General features: G+C 53.2%; 17 protein-coding genes and 1 pseudogene. 10 read left to right on the top strand and 8 right to left on the bottom strand.

The window, feature by feature from the left end; all coding sequences use genetic code 11:
* Positions 1–19: 19 nt before the first annotated feature.
* The 3 genes from LY264_RS20790 to rpsT all read right to left on the bottom strand — a co-directional run bounded on the left by LY264_RS20790 (position 20) and on the right by rpsT (position 4196).
* Positions 20–2059 (bottom strand): glycoside hydrolase family 31 protein, encoded by a 2040-nt coding sequence (locus tag LY264_RS20790; protein WP_048227123.1) that lies wholly within the window; start codon positions 2057–2059, stop codon positions 20–22.
* A gap of 43 nt (positions 2060–2102) precedes the next feature.
* Entirely contained in the window at positions 2103–3473 is a 1371-nt protein-coding gene (locus tag LY264_RS20785; protein ID WP_008786155.1) for an MFS transporter, read from the bottom strand.
* Between the two features lie 459 nt (positions 3474–3932).
* Positions 3933–4196 (bottom strand): 30S ribosomal protein S20, encoded by a 264-nt coding sequence (gene rpsT, locus LY264_RS20780; protein WP_003018940.1) that lies wholly within the window; start codon positions 4194–4196, stop codon positions 3933–3935.
* A 105-nt stretch (positions 4197–4301) separates the two neighbouring features.
* Here rpsT and LY264_RS20775 point away from each other — a divergent pair.
* From LY264_RS20775 to LY264_RS20735, 9 genes and pseudogenes are all read left to right on the top strand, one after another.
* Positions 4302–4517: pseudogene (locus tag LY264_RS20775) on the top strand (DUF2575 domain-containing protein).
* 7 nt (positions 4518–4524) lie between these two features.
* Positions 4525–5463 carry a bifunctional riboflavin kinase/FAD synthetase gene (ribF, locus tag LY264_RS20770; RefSeq protein WP_003829725.1) on the top strand — a complete coding sequence of 313 codons (939 nt, stop codon included), beginning with the start codon at positions 4525–4527 and terminating at the stop codon, positions 5461–5463.
* 37 nt (positions 5464–5500) lie between these two features.
* Positions 5501–8317, top strand: a complete 2817-nt coding sequence (gene ileS / locus LY264_RS20765; protein ID WP_048227122.1) for an isoleucine--tRNA ligase — start codon at positions 5501–5503, stop codon at positions 8315–8317.
* Positions 8317–8814: a signal peptidase II gene (gene lspA / locus LY264_RS20760; RefSeq protein ID WP_003018932.1), complete on the top strand. Its 498-nt coding sequence runs from the start codon at positions 8317–8319 to the stop codon at positions 8812–8814. The genes ileS and lspA overlap by 1 nt, the downstream gene beginning before the upstream one ends.
* Positions 8815–8931: 117 nt before the next feature.
* The gene (fkpB, locus tag LY264_RS20755) at positions 8932–9381 is read left to right on the top strand and encodes an FKBP-type peptidyl-prolyl cis-trans isomerase (protein WP_003018929.1); all 450 of its coding nucleotides are present in this window, start codon (positions 8932–8934) and stop codon (positions 9379–9381) included.
* Between the two features lies 1 nt (position 9382).
* Positions 9383–10333 carry a 4-hydroxy-3-methylbut-2-enyl diphosphate reductase gene (ispH, locus tag LY264_RS20750; protein ID WP_003018925.1) on the top strand — a complete coding sequence of 317 codons (951 nt, stop codon included), beginning with the start codon at positions 9383–9385 and terminating at the stop codon, positions 10331–10333.
* Between the two features lie 65 nt (positions 10334–10398).
* Positions 10399–11313 carry a ribonucleoside hydrolase RihC gene (rihC, locus tag LY264_RS20745; protein WP_048214974.1) on the top strand — a complete coding sequence of 305 codons (915 nt, stop codon included), beginning with the start codon at positions 10399–10401 and terminating at the stop codon, positions 11311–11313.
* A gap of 97 nt (positions 11314–11410) precedes the next feature.
* On the top strand, positions 11411–11974 hold the full coding sequence (locus tag LY264_RS20740) for a glucose-6-phosphate isomerase family protein (protein ID WP_048227121.1): 564 nt from the start codon (positions 11411–11413) through the stop codon (positions 11972–11974).
* A complete protein-coding gene (locus LY264_RS20735; RefSeq protein WP_048227120.1) occupies positions 11967–12749 on the top strand; it encodes a glucose-6-phosphate isomerase family protein in 783 nt (260 codons plus the stop codon). Before LY264_RS20740 ends, LY264_RS20735 begins: the two co-directional genes overlap by 8 nt.
* A 111-nt stretch (positions 12750–12860) precedes the next feature.
* Here the strand turns inward: LY264_RS20735 and LY264_RS20730 are convergent, their stop codons facing one another.
* The 5 genes from LY264_RS20730 to LY264_RS20710 are packed head-to-tail and all read right to left on the bottom strand — an operon-like array spanning position 12861 to position 17174.
* The gene (locus tag LY264_RS20730) at positions 12861–13679 is read right to left on the bottom strand and encodes a PTS system mannose/fructose/sorbose family transporter subunit IID (protein ID WP_016151643.1); all 819 of its coding nucleotides are present in this window, start codon (positions 13677–13679) and stop codon (positions 12861–12863) included.
* Positions 13679–14479 carry a PTS mannose/fructose/sorbose/N-acetylgalactosamine transporter subunit IIC gene (locus LY264_RS20725; RefSeq protein WP_048214971.1) on the bottom strand — a complete coding sequence of 267 codons (801 nt, stop codon included), beginning with the start codon at positions 14477–14479 and terminating at the stop codon, positions 13679–13681. The genes LY264_RS20730 and LY264_RS20725 overlap by 1 nt, the downstream gene beginning before the upstream one ends.
* Positions 14480–14489: 10 nt before the next feature.
* Positions 14490–14984, bottom strand: coding sequence for a PTS sugar transporter subunit IIB (locus LY264_RS20720; protein WP_003837349.1), 495 nt, complete (start codon positions 14982–14984; stop codon positions 14490–14492).
* Positions 14985–14995: 11 nt separating this feature from the next.
* Positions 14996–15424 carry a PTS sugar transporter subunit IIA gene (locus LY264_RS20715; RefSeq protein ID WP_048214970.1) on the bottom strand — a complete coding sequence of 143 codons (429 nt, stop codon included), beginning with the start codon at positions 15422–15424 and terminating at the stop codon, positions 14996–14998.
* Between the two features lie 4 nt (positions 15425–15428).
* Positions 15429–17174, bottom strand: a complete 1746-nt coding sequence (locus LY264_RS20710; RefSeq protein WP_048227119.1) for a class I mannose-6-phosphate isomerase — start codon at positions 17172–17174, stop codon at positions 15429–15431.
* A gap of 188 nt (positions 17175–17362) precedes the next feature.
* On the opposite strand from LY264_RS20710, the gene LY264_RS20705 reads away from it, so the two are divergent.
* A complete protein-coding gene (locus LY264_RS20705) occupies positions 17363–18370 on the top strand; it encodes a LacI family DNA-binding transcriptional regulator (protein ID WP_048227118.1) in 1008 nt (335 codons plus the stop codon).
* Positions 18371–18455: the final 85 nt, after the last annotated feature.

The raw sequence follows: 18455 nt of genomic DNA, 5'->3' as shown, positions 1-18455 counted from the left end.
ACCCGCAGCCGGCTTCATGCTATAGCCTCAATAAGCTACGATACTGCCCACCTTCGCGGATAAATACCGGAATTTTGTTCAATGGCGCGGCATAGTGCAACGTTTGCCCTCCCGAATAACTCTCGCCGGTCGTAAGATCCGTCCATGTTTCCCCTTCCGGTAGCCAGATATCACGTTCGCGCATACCTTCATGCATTACGGGGGCAATCAGCAGGTCAGGACCAAAACAGTACTGGTCGGTGATTGCCCAACTTGTTTCCTGTTCGGGGAAATCAAAAAACAGGGGGCGCATCACTGGCGTATTGTGCTTATGGGTTTCCTCCATCAGCGCTTTGATATAGGGCTTCAGTTTCTCTCGCAACGCCAGGCAACCCGTCAGTACGTCGCACACGTCCTCACCGTAGCTCCAGACTTCGTTCGGTGCACCGGTAGGACACTGGGCGATGCCATCCCGGTACGGTTGTTCCGGTAAAATCTGCGGATCGCGGTTGCCGTGCAGACGCATCACCGGGCTAAATACGCCCCACTGGAACCAGCGGATCAGCAGTTCATGGAAATGTGGGTCGTGAATATTACCGCCATGAAAACCACCGATATCCGTCGTCCACCACGGGATCCCCGCGATTCCCATATTGAGTCCGGCGGCAAACTGGTTGCGTAGCGATCTAAACGAGGAGTGAATATCACCTGACCAGACCAGTGCGCCGTACTTTTGACTGCCGGCCCAGGCGCAGCGTAGCAGGTTGATAACCTTATCTTCACCATCGGCTTTCATGCCATCAAAAAAGGTTTTGGCGTACATTCGCGGGTAGATATTGCCCACTTCCAGTACCGGCCCGGCATGGTAGCGATAGTTGTCATAGTCATAAACGCTGAACTCAGGTTCGGCTTCGTCTAACCAGAATAGCTTCACGCCTTTATCATAATAGTTGCGTTTGGCTTTGCCCCAGACGTAGTCCCGCGCACCCGGATGGGTAGCATCAAAGAAAGTGGTGTTGCCGAGGAAATCCATATTGATCGGCAAGCCACGTTCCGTTTGTACCAGCCAGCCGTTTTCGCGCATCTCCCGATAGCTTTCTGTGCGGTTATCCACCGTCGGCCAGACGGAGACCATCAGCTCAATTCCCAGCGATTTCAGCTCGGCAATCATGGCATCAGGATCGGGCCAGTCTCGTGCATCGAACATCCAGTCACCCTGATTCGGCCAGTGAAAGAAGTCGATAACGATCACCGAGATAGGCAGATTGCGGCGCTTATATTCGCGGGCAACCTCCAGCAGCTCTTCCTGCGTCCGATAGCGGAGTTTGCACTGCCAGAAGCCCATGGCGTAGTCCGGCATCATCGGCGGTGTGCCGGTAGCCAGCGCGTAAGCCCGGCTAATTTCTGCCGGGGTATCGCCAGCCGTGATCCAGTAGTCCAGCTGTTCGCTGACCTGTGCTTCCCATTCGGTAACGTTGTGGGCAAAGGTTACGCGCCCGACTGCCGGGTTGTTCCATAAAAATCCGTAGCCCAGACTGGAGAGCATAAACGGTACTGAGGCCTGGGAGTTACGTTGCGCCAGCTCAAGAACGCATCCTTTGAGATCCAGGTTAGCCTGTTGATACTGCCCCATACCATAAATTTTTTCCCCTTCGGTGGCTTCGAAGCGGGCTTTAAGTGAATATTTCCCACCCTGAATAGGTCGGAATTCGCGCCCTTCAAGGTTGAGTGCGCTGACGTACTGGCCGTGAGAAGATTCATCCTCGCCAATTTCGCCCCGCAAGCGCCAGAACTCCTGCAACAGAGGTTTGTGTGGATGACGGTAAAAGGTCACTTGTCCTTTTTGATTGACGATAGCGATAATTTTGCCGTTGGTCAGCGTCGCCTGGTGTTGCTCATAATCAATGTGGCAGTTGCTTTCTGCGACTGGCTCAGTCAATGCCCAGTCTTCATTTCTCATTACCGGCAGATGACGGCCACTGCGTACGCGCAGGTTGTTCTCGCCCCAGGGTTCAATCCATAAATAGCGATCGTTTTGCTGCCAGACCAGGCGACGCGGGTCATGTTGCATAAATGGCATGGTGGTGCCTCCCATATTTCGAGGGTGAAGGTAAAGATCGTTTTTAGTTGATGGTTTCCAGATCGTGGCGAATCTTCTCTTCCATCGCTTCGTATTTACGAAAGAAAAGTAGTGGGATCGCTGCGAGCGCGAAGAGTAGGGCGGGTGCCCAGATAAAGGCCCAGGTAATTCCCTCCAGACCCGCAGCACTCTGGGCATGGTTGGGGACATAGCCAAAACAGTTCATGATCCAGGCAGCGAAAGCGGTACCGAGGCCACTACCCATCTTGATGCAGAAGGTGCTGCCGAAGGCGATAAGAATGCCGGTAGCTTTAATACCCGTCTTCCAGGCACCGAAATCGACGGCGAAGCCCAGCATGGCAAACGGCATTGAGCAGGCGATACCGCTGCCGATATTGCCGAGTATCCAGGCGGCGATGAGAAAAGGAATGTTATCTGCTGCCAGCCACATCATGACGCCGCCAAGCGCGGCGACCAGCAGACCGCCTACCCATATCCATGTTTTAGCCAGGTATTTGCTAAAGAAGGGGATAGCGATGATAAACAGGATCTGAATTGTCGCCAGGCTATTAATCAGCGGAACCAGATCTTTGCGGTCGAGATTGTAGGTCAGATAGTAGACAATCGTTGTGGAGCGTTGTTGTAGGGCAATCCAGAAGATCAGGTTTGCCAGCACCATCAGGATCCATGGCCAGTTGCCTTTCATTGCCGCAAAACTCTTTTTCATCGGCAATTTAGGTTCTTGCTGTATTTTATCCGTATCCATTTCACGGATATTTTTAAAGGCGAAAAGCGTTAGTGAACAGGATATTACGGCAAATATAATCGCCGTATAAATAAAACCCGCATGATCATTTCCGTTACCTAAAAAAGCAACTAACGGCAGTGCAGTCGCATTCATTAATAAAACCCCAATCTGCCCACCGGTCATTCGCCAGGAATTTAAAACCAGTCTTTCCTTAGGAGATAAGGTCATCAGAGGTAATATTGCACTGAGTGGTGTATTAAGTCCGGTAAATAGAATGCTGGCAATCATATAAGATATTGCTGCATAGATAGCTTTTCCGGTCATACTGATATCAGGAGACCAAAATGACAAGGCGCTGAATACGGCAAAAGGTAATGGCAACCATAAAAACCAGGGGCGGCATTTACCGTAACGCGAACGCGTTTTATCGATGATGATCCCCCATATGGGGGCGTCTATGCCATCGACAATACGCGCCAGCAGCAGGATGACGCCTGCTACGGCGAGGCTAATACCTGCAACGTCTGTGTAGAAATATAAAATGTAAGTTGAACCGAAACAATACAGCAGATTACCCGCCACATCCAAAGAGCCGTAGCTAATACGCTGTAGTAAAGATAATGATGTTGACCCGCATGACTGGGTATCCTCAATAACAGAACTCATAATAATAACTCCGATACTGGAACGATACGCCCAGAAAAACAGCTTCTACTTTCCAAGCAAGTTTTAAATATTATTTTTTATGTCGTTACTGAATTTAACCTAAGATTAAAATGAGTGAGTAAGGTGTACATGAAAAGTAGTTAACCCTACCGCAGCAATCAATTATCAAATCTTACATCAGGATTGCGTTTATTCGTTTTTGAATGAACGATGTTTCTATTTGCTAAGGTGGTCACAGTTTTTTTAATAATGAAATAAAAAAAGGAAAACAGTGAAAGAAAATAACTTTCAAGTATTACGCGATGCGACTGAGGAAGGGATAGCTGAAAAAACAGGCTGGTCAGGAAGAGCGTGAACGAGCGAGAACAACATCAGTGGCTAAAGAGAAAAACGTCAGATAGCAGGCATAAAAAAACCCGCTTGCGCGGGTTTTTTCACAAAGCGACAACAAGCAGGCGATTAAGCCAGTTTGTTGATCTGTGCAGTCAGGTTTGCTTTATGACGTGCAGCTTTGTTTTTGTGGATCAGACCTTTAGCAGCCTGACGGTCCACGATTGGTTGCATTTCGTTAAATGCTTTCAGTGCAGTAGCTTTGTCGCCAGCTTCGATAGCTGCGTATACTTTCTTGATGAAAGTACGCATCATAGAGCGACGGCTAGCGTTGTGCTTGCGGGCCTTTTCAGACTGAACGGCGCGCTTCTTAGCTGATTTGATATTAGCCAAGGTCCAACTCCCAAATGTGTTCTATATGGACAATTCAAAGGCCGAGGAATATGCCCTTTTAGCCTTCTTTTGTCAATGGATTTGTGCAAATAAGCGCCGTTTAAATTGCAGCACTCGTTGCGTAGTGATGGCGCAGGATTCTACCAGCTTGCGTGGCGTGAATACAGCTTTTCCACGATAAAAATTGCATTGGCGTGCCCATGAAGGTCTGCAATTTGTTTCATAACAATGAAAACAATCCTCTTTCTGTTTCGTAGAAACAATCGCCGGTTAACGTTGACCGCGGTACAGGGTATACTTTCACGATTTTCACTGTTTTGAGCCAGACATGAAGCTGATACGAGGCATACATAATCTCAGTCAGGCCCCGCATGGGTGTGTGCTGACTATTGGTAATTTCGACGGCGTGCACCGTGGCCACCGTGCGTTGCTGCAGGGTTTACGGGAAGAAGGGCGCAAACGCAATTTACCGGTGATGGTGATGATTTTCGAGCCGCAGCCGCTAGAGCTGTTTGCGACCGACAAGTCACCTGCGCGCCTCACTCGCCTGCGCGAAAAACTGCGTTATCTGGCGGAATGCGGCGTGGACTACGTGCTGTGCGTGCGTTTTGACAGGCGCTTTGCGGCATTAACGGCGCAGACCTTCATCAGCGATCTGCTGGTTAAGCGCCTTGGTGTACAATTTCTTGCCGTTGGTGATGATTTCCGCTTTGGCGCTAGCCGAGCGGGCGATTTCTTGTTATTACAGGAAGCGGGCGCTGAGTATGGTTTTGATATCACCAGCACCCAAACCTTCTGCGAAGGCGGTGTGCGCATTAGCAGCACTGCGGTACGTCAGGCGCTGGCAGAAGATAACCTGCAACTGGCCGAAAGCCTGCTTGGGCATCCTTTTACTATCTCAGGACGTGTCGTTCACGGTGATGAATTAGGGCGCACCATCGGTTTTCCGACGGCAAACTTACCGCTGCGTCGCCAGGTTTCTCCGGTGAAAGGGGTTTATGCGGTTGAAGTGATGGGACTGGGTGACAAACCGTTGCCCGGCGTCGCCAACATCGGCACCCGCCCGACGGTAGCAGGCGTACGCCAACAGTTGGAAGTGCATCTATTGGACGTTGTAATGGACCTGTATGGTCGCCATATAGATGTAGTACTGCGTAAAAAAATACGCAGTGAACAGCGATTTGCCTCGCTGGATGAGCTAAAAGCGCAGATTGCGCGTGATGAGTTGACTGCCCGTGAATTTTTTGGGCTAACAAAACCGGCTTAATGCCTATACGAGTTTTAAATACGGAACCGAGAATCTGATGAGTGACTATAAATCAACCCTGAATTTGCCGGAAACAGGGTTCCCGATGCGCGGCGATCTCGCCAAGCGCGAACCGGGAATGCTGGCGCGTTGGACTGATGATGACCTGTACGGCATCATTCGTGCGGCCAAAAAAGGCAAAAAAACCTTCATTCTGCATGATGGCCCTCCTTATGCGAATGGCAGCATTCATATTGGTCACTCGGTTAACAAGATTCTGAAAGACATTATCGTGAAGTCCAAAGGACTCACGGGTTATGACTCGCCTTACGTTCCGGGCTGGGACTGCCACGGTCTGCCGATCGAGCTGAAAGTAGAGCAGGAATACGGCAAACCGGGCGAGAAGTTTACCGCCGCTGAGTTCCGTGCCAAGTGCCGCGAATACGCAGCGACCCAGGTTGACGGTCAGCGTAAAGACTTTATCCGTCTTGGCGTACTGGGCGACTGGTCGCATCCGTACCTGACCATGGACTTCAAAACCGAAGCCAACATCATTCGTGCGCTGGGTAAAATCATCGGTAACGGTCACCTGCACAAAGGTGCGAAGCCGGTGCACTGGTGCGTTGACTGCCGTTCCGCGCTGGCGGAAGCGGAAGTTGAGTATTATGACAAAACCTCCCCGTCCATCGACGTGGCGTTCCACGCCGCCGATCAGGATGCGGTGAAAGCGAAATTTGGCGTTTCTGACGTCAACGGCCCGATCTCTCTGGTTATCTGGACCACTACCCCGTGGACGTTACCGGCGAACCGCGCAATCTCTCTGGCACCTGATTTTGACTATGCGCTGGTGCAGATTGACGGCCAGGCTGTGATTCTGGCGAAAGATCTGGTTGAAAGCGTCATGCAGCGTATTGGCGCGGCTGAATACACCATTCTCGGCACCGTTAAAGGCGCTGAGCTGGAACTGCTGCGCTTTACCCATCCGTTTATGGGCTTTGATGTGCCAGCTATCCTTGGCGATCACGTTACGCTGGATGCGGGTACCGGTGCGGTTCATACCGCTGGCGGTCACGGTCCGGATGACTACGTCATCAGCCAGAAATACGGTCTGGAAATCGCTAACCCGGTTGGCCCGGACGGCGCATACCTGGCGGGTACTTATCCGGATCTGGACGGCGTGAACGTCTTTAAAGCCAACGACAAAATCGTTGCGCTGCTGAGCGAAAAAGGTGCGCTGCTGCACGTTGAGAAGATGCAGCACAGCTACCCATGCTGCTGGCGTCACAAGTCACCGATCATCTTCCGTGCGACGCCGCAGTGGTTCGTCAGCATGGATCAGAAAGGCCTGCGCGCGCAGTCCCTGAAAGAGATCAAAGGCGTGCAGTGGATCCCGGACTGGGGCCAGGCGCGTATTGAATCGATGGTTGCCAACCGTCCTGACTGGTGTATCTCCCGTCAGCGTACGTGGGGTGTGCCGATGTCTCTGTTTGTTCACAAAGACACCGAAGAGCTGCATCCGCGCGCTATCGAACTGATGGAAGAAGTGGCTAAACGCGTTGAAGTTGACGGCATCCAGGCGTGGTGGGATCTCGATCCGAAAGATATCCTCGGTGACGAAGCTGACCTGTATGTCAAAGTCCCGGATACGCTGGACGTGTGGTTCGACTCTGGTTCAACCCACTCCTCCGTCGTGGACGTACGTCCTGAGTTTGCAGGCCATGCGGCAGATATGTATCTGGAAGGCTCTGACCAGCACCGTGGCTGGTTCATGTCATCTCTGATGATCTCCACCGCCATGAAAGGCAAAGCACCTTATCGCCAGGTACTGACTCACGGTTTCACCGTTGATGGTCAGGGCCGTAAGATGTCCAAGTCTATCGGTAACACCGTTTCTCCGCAGGATGTGATGAACAAACTGGGCGCGGATATTCTGCGTCTGTGGGTGGCTTCAACCGACTATACCGGTGAAATGGCCGTTTCTGACGAAATTCTGAAACGTGCTGCCGACAGCTATCGTCGTATCCGTAACACCGCGCGCTTCCTGCTGGCGAACCTGAATGGGTTCGATCCGGTTAAAGACATGGTGAAACCGGAAGAGATGGTGGTGCTGGACAGGTGGGCGGTAGGTTGTGCGCAAGCGGCGCAGGACGAAATCCTGAAAGCCTATGAAGCCTATGACTTCCACGAAGTGGTACAGCGCCTGATGCGCTTCTGCTCCGTCGAAATGGGTTCGTTCTACCTCGACATCATCAAAGACCGTCAGTACACCGCGAAAGCGGATAGCGTGGCGCGTCGTAGCTGCCAGACAGCGCTGTTCCATATCGCTGAAGCGCTGGTTCGTTGGATGGCGCCGATCATGTCCTTCACCGCCGATGAAATCTGGGGCTACCTGCCGGGCGATCGTGAGAAGTATGTCTTTACCGGTGAATGGTACGAAGGTCTGTTTGGCTTAGGCGAAACCGAAGCGATGAACGATGCCTTCTGGGACGAGCTGTTGAAAGTGCGTGGCGAAGTGAACAAAGTCATCGAACAGGCGCGTGCGGATAAGAAAGTCGGCGGTTCTCTGGAAGCGGCAGTGACCCTGTACGCTGAACCTGAGCTGGCGGCGAAACTGACCGCGCTGGGCGAAGAGTTGCGTTTTGTACTTCTGACCTCTGGTGCGACGGTTGCGGATTATGCAGCGGCTCCTGCTGATGCTCAGCAGAGCGAACTGCTCAAAGGTCTGAAAATCGTACTGAGCAAAGCCGAAGGTGAGAAATGCCCGCGCTGCTGGCATTACACTACCGACGTCGGCCAAGTGGCGGAACATGCAGATATCTGCGGACGCTGTGTCAGCAACATCGCCGGTGATGGCGAACAACGTAAGTTTGCCTGATGAGTAAGCCTCTTTGTTCAACAGGACTACGCTGGCTGTGGCTGGTGGTAGTCGTGCTGATTATCGATTTAGGCAGCAAATACCTGATCCTCCAGAACTTTGCTCTGGGGGATACGGTGTCGCTGTTTCCGTCGCTTAATCTGCACTACGCGCGTAACTATGGTGCGGCGTTTAGCTTCTTAGCCGACAGCGGCGGCTGGCAACGTTGGTTCTTTGCCGGCATCGCCATCGGTATTTGCGTCATCCTGATGGTGATGATGTATCGCTCGAAGGCGACCCAGAAGCTGAACAACATCGCGTATGCGTTAATCATTGGCGGTGCACTGGGCAACTTGTTCGACCGCCTGTGGCACGGCTTCGTGGTTGATATGATTGACTTTTACGTCGGCGACTGGCATTTCGCGACCTTCAATCTGGCCGATACTGCTATCTGTATCGGCGCGGCATTGATTGTTCTCGAAGGCTTCCTGCCGTCGAAAGAGAAAAAAGCCGCATAAAAAAATGCCGGATGGCGCTATGCTAATCCGGCCTACAATATACTGCGATCCTTGTTGGCCCGGTAAGCGTATCGCCACCGGGCAAACAGGCGGCAGCAATTTTAAAGAGCAACCTGCATGTCTAAATCAGTACAGAGTAACAGTGCGGTGCTGGTGCACTTCACCCTTAAGCTCGACGATGGCTCCACCGCAGAGTCAACCCGCAATAACGGCAAGCCTGCGCTGTTTCGCTTGGGCGACGGTTCTCTGTCTGAAGGACTGGAACAACACCTGCTGGGGCTAAAAGAAGGTGATAAAACCACTTTTGCTCTGGAACCGGATGCCGCCTTTGGCGTGTCAAGTCCGGACTTAATTCAGTATTTCTCGCGTCGGGAGTTTATGGACGCGGGCGAGCCAGAAATTGGCGCTATCATGCTCTTTACCGCAATGGACGGCAGTGAGATGCCTGGCGTGATCCGCGAAATCAACGGTGACTCGATCACGGTTGATTTCAACCATCCGCTGGCCGGGCATACCGTTCATTTTGATATTGAAGTGCTGGAAGTCGAACCGGCACTGGAGGCGTAAAATGCAGATCCTGTTGGCCAACCCGCGCGGTTTTTGCGCTGGCGTAGACCGCGCTATCAGCATTGTGGAAAACGCGCTGGCTATTTATGGCGCGCCGATTTATGTCCGTCACGAAGTGGTGCATAACCGCTATGTGGTGGATAGCCTGCGCGAGCGCGGTGCTATTTTTATCGAGCAAATCAGCGAAGTGCCGGATGGCGCGATCCTGATTTTCTCCGCTCATGGCGTATCTCAGGCGGTGCGTAACGAAGCCAAAGGCCGTGACCTCACGGTTTTTGATGCGACCTGCCCGCTGGTAACGAAAGTGCATATGGAAGTTGCCCGCGCCAGTCGTCGTGGCGAAGAATCCATTCTGATTGGGCACGCCGGGCACCCGGAAGTCGAAGGCACAATGGGCCAGTACAGCAACCCGCAAGGGGGAATGTATCTGGTTGAATCACCGGATGATGTGCTGAAACTGAATGTGAAAAATGAAGGAAAATTATCCTTCATGACGCAGACAACGCTTTCCGTTGACGACACTTCTGACGTTATTGATGCGCTGCGTCAACGCTTCCCGAAAATTGTCGGGCCGCGCAAAGACGATATCTGTTATGCCACCACCAACCGTCAGGAAGCGGTTCGCGCGCTGGCGGAACAGGCTGATGTTGTGCTGGTGGTCGGCTCGAAGAACTCCTCTAACTCCAACCGTCTGGCTGAACTGGCCCAGCGAATGGGGAAAGCGGCGTATTTGATTGACGATGCGACCGACATTCAGGAAGCGTGGGTGAAAGAAGCGAAGTGTGTGGGCGTGACGGCCGGAGCCTCGGCGCCGGATATCCTGGTGCAAAACGTGATTGCTCGCCTGCAAGAGCTTGGCGGTGGGGAAGCGATCCCACTGGAAGGCCGCGAAGAGAACATCGTTTTCGAAGTGCCGAAAGAGCTGCGTGTGGATGTTCGTGAAGTAGAGTAAGTCTTTCCGGTTACGATTATGAGAAGATGCCAGACTTAACGTCTGGCATTTTTTATGGAGAAACCATGCGCTTACCGATCATTCTTGATACCGATCCCGGCATTGATGATGCCGCGGCCATTGCCGCCGCGCTGTTTGCCCCTGAGCTGGATCTGCAACTGATGACCACGGTAGCAGGCAATGTGTCGGTGGAAAAAACCACCCGTAATGCGTTGCAACTGCTGCACTTCTGGAATGCGGATGTTCCGCTGGCGCAGGGAGCATCAATGCCGCTGGTGCGACCGCTGCGTGATGCCGCTTCCGTGCACGGCGAGTCCGGTATGGAAGGGTATGAATTTGTCGAGCACGACCGGCAGGCGATGGCAAAACCCGCCTTCCAGGCGATTCGCGATGCGCTGATGCATGCCCCGCAGCCCGTGACGCTGGTGGCAATTGGCCCGCTGACCAACATTGCGCTGCTGCTGACCCATTATCCTGAATGCGTATTCAACATTCACCGTCTGGTGATTATGGGCGGCTCTGCCGGACGCGGGAACTTCACACCCAACGCCGAGTTTAATATTGCTATCGATCCCGAGGCCGCCGCGAAAGTCTTCCAGAGCGGGCTGGAGATTGTGATGTGTGGGCTGGATGTCACTAATCAGGCTATGCTTGCCCCGGACTATCTGGCGACGCTCCCCCAACTTAACCAGACGGGGAAAATGCTGCATGCGCTGTTTAGCCATTACCGTAGCGGCAGTATGAATACGGGGCTGCGAATGCACGATCTGTGTGCCATTGCCTGGCTGGTGCGCCCGGAACTGTTTACCCTGCAGCCGTGTTTCGTGGCGGTTGAAACCCAGGGCGAATATACCTCGGGTACGACGGTGGTGGACATCGAAGGGCGCTTGGGGCATCCGGCAAATGCCCAGGTTGCACTGGATCTTGACGTTGAGGGATTCCAGCAGTGGGTGGCAGAGGTGCTGGCGCTGGCACCTTGAGGCTGTGATCCGGCCCGCAATATGCAGACAGAATTAGCAGGTTAATCGATTAATCTGCTAATCTGATCCTGTTGTTCTCCTCGGGCCGGAGACACATATGAACCTTTCTTTTATCCAGCCACCGCAGGTGGCGTGGGCAAGCGGCGCTTTGGCCGACGGCCCGTTATTGCGCAAATCTACCCGTATTCAAGATCTTACTGACGTTTTTGCCGATGAAAACGCCCGTCAGCATTTGGCTGGCGAGCATGTCGTGTATGACGTTGAGATGCTGGATACGTCTTCCGCTGAAGGTGAACTCTACACCGGCGTTACCCATCTTTATCCTGGCCGGGTCGGCTGCGAGTATTTTATGACCCGCGGGCATTTCCATGCGCGTCGCGAACAGGGGGAAGTCTATTTTGGTCTGCGTGGCACCGGTTTGCTGCTGTTGCAAACCGAACAGGGCGACGCGAGGCTGGAAAAGGTATTCGCCGGATCCGTCCACATTATCCCCGGCTTTACCGCGCACCGGTTAATCAATACCGGGGAAGAGGTGCTGTCGGCGCTCGCCGTATGGCCAGGGATTGCGGGACATGATTATGCGGCGCTCGCCAGGGGCTTCAGAATAAGGGTCATTGAGGAAAATAAGAGGGTTCAGGCGAAGGAGGTACAGAATGGCTGACTTAGCGCATTCGTACGGCCTCGATATGACGGTTCATCATCACCCGCTTGGTTTTAGCTATGGGGATGAGGTTACCGGGCCGATGCCGGAAATTCGGCAACTCGATGACATTCGCGCCTCGCTGCGCGATCCGCATTGTGAGGGGCCGCAAGAGGTGTATGCCATTGCGATGGATGTGGCGCGAATGCAGGATCGCGAAGAGTTGAAAAAGCGGATGCTGTTATTTGGCGTGGTGACCTATGCGGCGGGACGGTTGGGGGAAGAGCCGGTGCGTAGTCAGGGACATATTCATCGTATCAGCCAGCACAGCGGCTGGTCCCCGCCGGAGCTGTACGAAATCTGGCAGGGAAAAGCGATAATCTATATGCAGGAGTATGTTGAGGACGACCCAGGCCGCTGTTTTGCTGTAATCGCCGGACCCGGTGAGAAAGTGTTGGTACCACCCGGTTGGGGGCATGCGACCATATCCGCAGATCCGGATGTCCCGTTAACCTTTGGCGCGTGGTGCGATCGTGAATATGGTTTTGAGTACGATGCCGTGCGTGCGCATAAAGGGTTGGCGTGGTACCCGTTACTGCAGGGAAACAACGTTATCTGGCAGCATAATCCGCGTTATATTCCCGGACGACTGCAGGCCGTAACGCCCCGACAATATACGGAGTTCTCGATTACTTCCGCACCTGTTTACCAGCAATTCGTTGAGGACCCGGCGCGTTTTCAATTTATCTCGCGCCCGGACAAGCATCCCGAGCTGTGGCAAAACTTTCACCCATAAAGAGCCGGGGCCATAGCCCCGGTACTGATTTTGTCTGGCCTACAAACTGAAAAACGCGGCACAGTACAGTAGGCCGGATAAGCGTACTTGCCATCCGGCAAATGACAGGCACTACCCCGCAAACAGGCCCGTGGCGACGCCGAGGGCGGCCAGTATCAACAGTAAAATCATCGCTTTCACTGGCGACACACCACGCTTGGCCATCAGATACCAGGTACCAAGTACCACAATCAGCGGCAGTAACTGCGGGAAGATACCGTCCAGCATCTGTTGAACATGGATATTCACCCCATCCTTGGTGATAAATTCCAGCCCGGTGCCAAGTTTAACGTAACTTGCCGCCACGCCCCCCATGACAAACACGCCCAGCAGCGATAACGCTTCACGCAGACGGGCAGACTTGCTGCTCACCAGCATTTCCACCGAGCCGGAACCCATCTTGTAGCCTTTCAGGAACAGGAACCACGAGCCGGGAATGATGATGGCCAACCAGGCAACGGTATAAAACAGTGGCCCCAGAATATTACCGCCGGCCGCCAGGGCCATACCGATGCTGAGCAGGATAGGGATCAGCATGCCAGGGATCATTGAATCGCCGATCCCGGCAATAGGGCCCATCAGACCAACTTTCAGGGTATTGATGGTCTCCCCATCGATCGGCTCACCGTTCGCTTTTTTCTCTTCCAGCCCCAGCACCATGCCATTTACGATCGCGCCTATCTGAGGTTCCGTATTATAAAACGAGGCGTGGCGGCGCAGCATTTCAGTACGTTGGGCTGCGTCGGGATAGAGCTTTTTCGCCACCGGAAGCATGCTCAGACAAAAGCCAAAAGATTCCAGACGTTCAAAGCTCATCGATGACAAGTTGTGCATCATCCATGCGCGCCAACAGCGGCGAAGATCTTTACGCGTAAGTGTACGTTCTTCCATCAGAATTCATCCTCATCATCATCGGCTACCGACTTTGCATTCGCGGCCTGCGGCGGTTCCGGTTTGTAGTTGTAATGGATCAACGCCAGCAGTGAACCGACGATCACCAGCGCGACCATGTTGAGTTTTAAAAAGACGATGCAGACAAAACCGACGAGGAAGTAGATCAGCATGGTGTAGTTTTTGATGATCTGCTTGAGCAAAATCGCGATCCCGACGGCGGGTAAAATGCCGCCCAGTACGTTCATCGTCGACAGAACAATTTTCGGCAAACTGTCCATAAAGCCGCTGATGTATTGCGCCCCGAAGTAGACCGCAATAAAGGTCGGAACAAAACGTAGGACAAAGTTTGTCACCTGTGGCCAGACGGCGCTGTTTAGGTAAATACCGCGTTCATCGCCCCGTTCCAGCGCCACATCTGCCCGGTGGTTCCAGAAAGAGTTCAGTACCATCATCGCGTTAAACAAAATGGTTCCGGCGATACCGATGGTGGCCGCCAGCGCGACCGCGACCTCGGGTCCTTTTCCGGAAAGGATCCCTAAAGCAATTGCCGGGTAAGCGACAAAGTTGAGGTCGGCGGGCATTGAACCGCCGGGCGTGACCATCGCGATATACACCGCCTGAACCGCAACGCCAATCATGATCCCGGTTTTAATGTCGCCGAGAATAATCCCGACCAGCATTCCGGAAATCAGCGGGCGGGTGATCAGGTACCAGCCGCCGGTCAGTCCCAGCAGCCAGGGACTGCTGAGGGCGCCGAGATAGCAAAGTATGCCAATCAACGTAGCTTCGATAATCATCGTGCGCTCCTTATTTCAGCTTCTGACGTGCGTCCTGCCAGCTGTAGCAACTGGCATCAGGCACCAGGCGAAACTCAACCAAGTGCCCATGCTGCGTTAGCCAGTCAAAAGCGGCAATTTCATCCCCGTTGACAGACTGATTCGGGCCGATGGTGGTGGTATCAGCACGAGCACTCATTGGACCCACATTAATCTTGCCGTTGGCATTTTTCAGGCTGATACCCGCTTCTTCAATGCGTTTCAGCGTCACGGGGGATTTACCAATGACAAAATAACGCTTCTCGCTGGCAATGACTTTTGGCAGTTTTTCAATCGCGGTGGCCGTATCAAACAACCAGACTTTGGTGTCCTGTACAGCGCCTTTCATCACCGAAGAGAGCAGAGGGTCGGCCGCGACGGCGTCGTCTATAGCGACAATTCCGTCACAGGGCAGCTCTTTGGCCCAACGTGTCACGAGCTGCCCATGGATTACGCGGTCATCGATACGTACAAAAGAAATACTCATAGTGGTTTCCTTTAAAAATCGTCGGACTGAACGGATAAAACCGGGGCGGCTTTAATCAGCGTGGGTACCGTCAACGCCAGCAGCTCGACGGCTGCGGCATGAACGTCCGTTAAATGGCAGATCTCTTCGCTTTGTAACAACATTGGGAAATTGACTCCCGCCACAACGGCAACGGGAGGAACCGTTTGTGCAGAAAACGCATGATGGCAGGCGACATTCCACGGCGTACCGCTTTGCATGTCACACAACACCAGAACGCCGTCAGCGTCTTTCCCGGCACTTGCGAGAACCTGAGAGAACGTCTGTTTAAACCCTTCGATACCTGCCTGTTCACTCAGCGTGACGGGATAAACATGCGGTAATTCTCCGTAAACCATACGACCGCTGGCGAGAAGCGCTTCCGCCAGGGGACCATGGGTGGCAACAATAACGTTAATCATGCGCTTATCCTCTGACCCAGGCTTTAATCGTGGCGAGCTGTTGACCGATGCCTTTGCCAAACGGCGAAATGCGGTACTCCCCAACGGCGGCTGGAATGATAAAGGTCTCTGCATAGTTGACGACAAACGGGGCAAACGCGCCGCTCGGGCTTTCAACAACGGCCTGAGCTCCTTCGACCAGGTTCAGGACGTTTACGCCGCCATGGGTATGGTGAGTGACCGGTGCCGTAAACCAGTGGCGACGCGTTTCGATAAACTCGCGTTCGTGCATTCCGGTTCTTTCTTCTCGCCAACCTTCTCCTTCAGCGATAGGTTCAATACGGTTGACTAGGTTGTCGTGCACCCATTGCGTGTCACGCTGCCAGTCAATAACCTGCTGACCGTGATCCAGATGCACCGGACGCGGTAAGCCGTCTAACCCTAAGCGACCCCAGTCCCACAGTTTGAAGGTGAAAATATACGGCGTTGCGCTGATCTCCAGCACCATGGTGCCAGCTCCCGAACAGTGGACGGTTCCGGCGGGGATCAGGAAGTGATCGTGTTTATGCGCAGGGATCTGATTCACGAATCGTTCATCATCAAACGTTTTTTCACCACGCCCTGCGGCCCGGAGATCGTCGAGCATATCCTGCGGCGCGATCCCGGTTTTGGTGCCGAGATACACTACGGCATCCGGCTCGGCTTCGAGAATGTAATAGCTCTCATCCTGGGTATAGTGCATGCCAAACTGCTGCTGAATGTATTCGGTGAGCGGATGAACCTGAAAGCTCAAATTCTGGCCGCCAATAGTGTCGAGGAAATCAAAACGGATCGGGAATTCCGCGCCAAAGCGCGCGTGAACTTTTTCGCCCAGCAGGGGACGGGGACAGGTCAGCACCAGATCCTGAGAGGGGATCTCGATCCGCACGTTGCCAAAACGCAGTAACAGGCTGTTTTCCTCGGGCACGCAATCAAAACACCACGCGTAATTGGGGGCTGAGGGATCGAGATCGAAGTGTTGTTTCATCCATTGCCCGCCCCAGACGCCTGGGTCAAAGAAAGGGGCAACGCGAAACGGTTGTTGGGTGGTTTGTTGCAGACCGGCGCGTAGCGCGTCGCCGCTGACCATCGCGGGACTATTTTCTACCGTGGTATCGAGCAAATAATCGGCGCGTTTGAGTAACGGCGTTTTGTGTTTGTCGAATACCCGCCATTCAATGAAAAAAGCACGTTTGTAACGACGAAGAATATCTTCATCCTGGTTTTCTGCCCCCCAGTTACCCAGCCCGTCATGGCGCATGCGCTGCTGAATTTCCCAGCGCGGAAGGTCAGCATAAACCAGCACGTCACCCGGGTGCGCCAATGCAGCGCCAGAGCCGTATACCACGACCAGCCCTTCACTAACGGCATCAATCTGTTGGCGGAGCAGGCTGAGTTTGTCGCTATCAAAAAATTCATCCAGGTGATGACAGGAAAGCACGCCGAATACGCGATCGTCGGTCAGGTTACGCGCCAGTAAATCATGCAGGGCCTGCTCATCGCGGCGGGCGGATTCAATATTCAACACCAGTGCGGCATCTAATGTCGTCACGAGCTGTTGCTCCAACTCTTCAAGCCGCACGCCCGGATAGCAATCCACGATCAATACGGTTTTGGTTGCGCCAGAAATCCTGGTGTTAATCACTGAATGGATCGACGACCAACCCTGCCAGGCGTGGTTGTCATAGCCCTGAACGTTAACCTCAGGGAATTTATTATAGGTTGTATGCATTTTCTGTCTCCGTGTTGGCTTATTTAAGATTAATCGATTAACCTTATTTTCATAGAGTGGTTAACGCGATTAACCCGCCATAATCAGAATCCCGTGCGGTGAAAAGCGCGTTAGCGTGATGTGAATCACACGTAAAAAGACAAGATTTCGGTTATTCGATTAACCTTCGTAATAAATCAGGAGAAGTCATGACAACAGTCACGTTGGCGCAGGTAGCGGAACGCGCGGGAGTCTCCACGGCAACCGTTTCAATGGTATTGCGTAACCGGGGGCGTATTTCTCAGGCCACGCGTGACCGCGTGCTCAAAGCGCTGGACGATGCCGGCTACGTTTATAATCAAACCGCCGCCAACCTGCGTAACCGGAGCAGTAATCAGGTCGGATTGTTGTTACACGATATCACTAACCCTTTTTACGGTGAGATGACGGCAGGGCTGAGCCATGAGATGGAGCGGCATGACCTGCTGCTGTTTCTGGCAAACAGCGAAGAATCAGGAGAACGGCAGCAAAAATTTGTCGACTCGTTGATGCGCAATAATGCCTGCGGCATGGTGCTCTGCGCGGCGCGCGAAACGCCGACATCCTTCTTTGAAGCGCTGAAAAGGCGCAATATTCCCGCCATCATGGTGGTCCGTCCCCTAAGCGATCCTGATTTTGATTTTGTGGGCACCGATAACTTTCTCGGTACGCAAATGGCGACCACCCATTTAGTCAAAATGGGGCACAAGAATATTGCGTTTATTGGCGGGAGCCCAAGTTCCGGAAGCCGGGCGCAGCGTATCGGCGGTTTCACCAGCACATTGCTGGAGCATGGAATATCGCCGAATCCGGAATGGATAGTGGCGACGCAGGCCAGCCAAATTGACGGCGCAAAAGTGGCGGAGTCGCTTCTTCTGCGCTTCCCGCAAATTACCGCCGCCGTTTGTTACCAGGATATCGTGGCGCTTGGGGTCATGCAGGCATTACGTAAAATGGGGCGCGAACCTGGGCATGATTTTGCGCTGGTGGGGTTCGACGACATCACTGAAGCGGCGCTGGTTCAACCTGCGCTCACCACCGTGTCGGTGGCGGCAAAAGAGATAGGTCGCAAGGCCGGGGAACTGCTTTATAGTCGCATTCAGGGAAATGACGAACCACCGAAACGTATTATTCTGCCGCCTGCGCTGGTGGTCAGAGAATCATGTGGTTTTAGCTGATCGTCATGCCTTTTACTGATATCTCTGCCTGTTTATCATTAAATTCTAATTATCGACGTTTTCGGCTGGCGGCGCAGCGTTGTGC

This window comes from Citrobacter portucalensis (assembly GCF_023374935.1).
GTDB classification, from domain to species: domain Bacteria; phylum Pseudomonadota; class Gammaproteobacteria; order Enterobacterales; family Enterobacteriaceae; genus Citrobacter; species Citrobacter portucalensis.
This window is presented reverse-complemented; position numbering and strand designations above follow the sequence as displayed.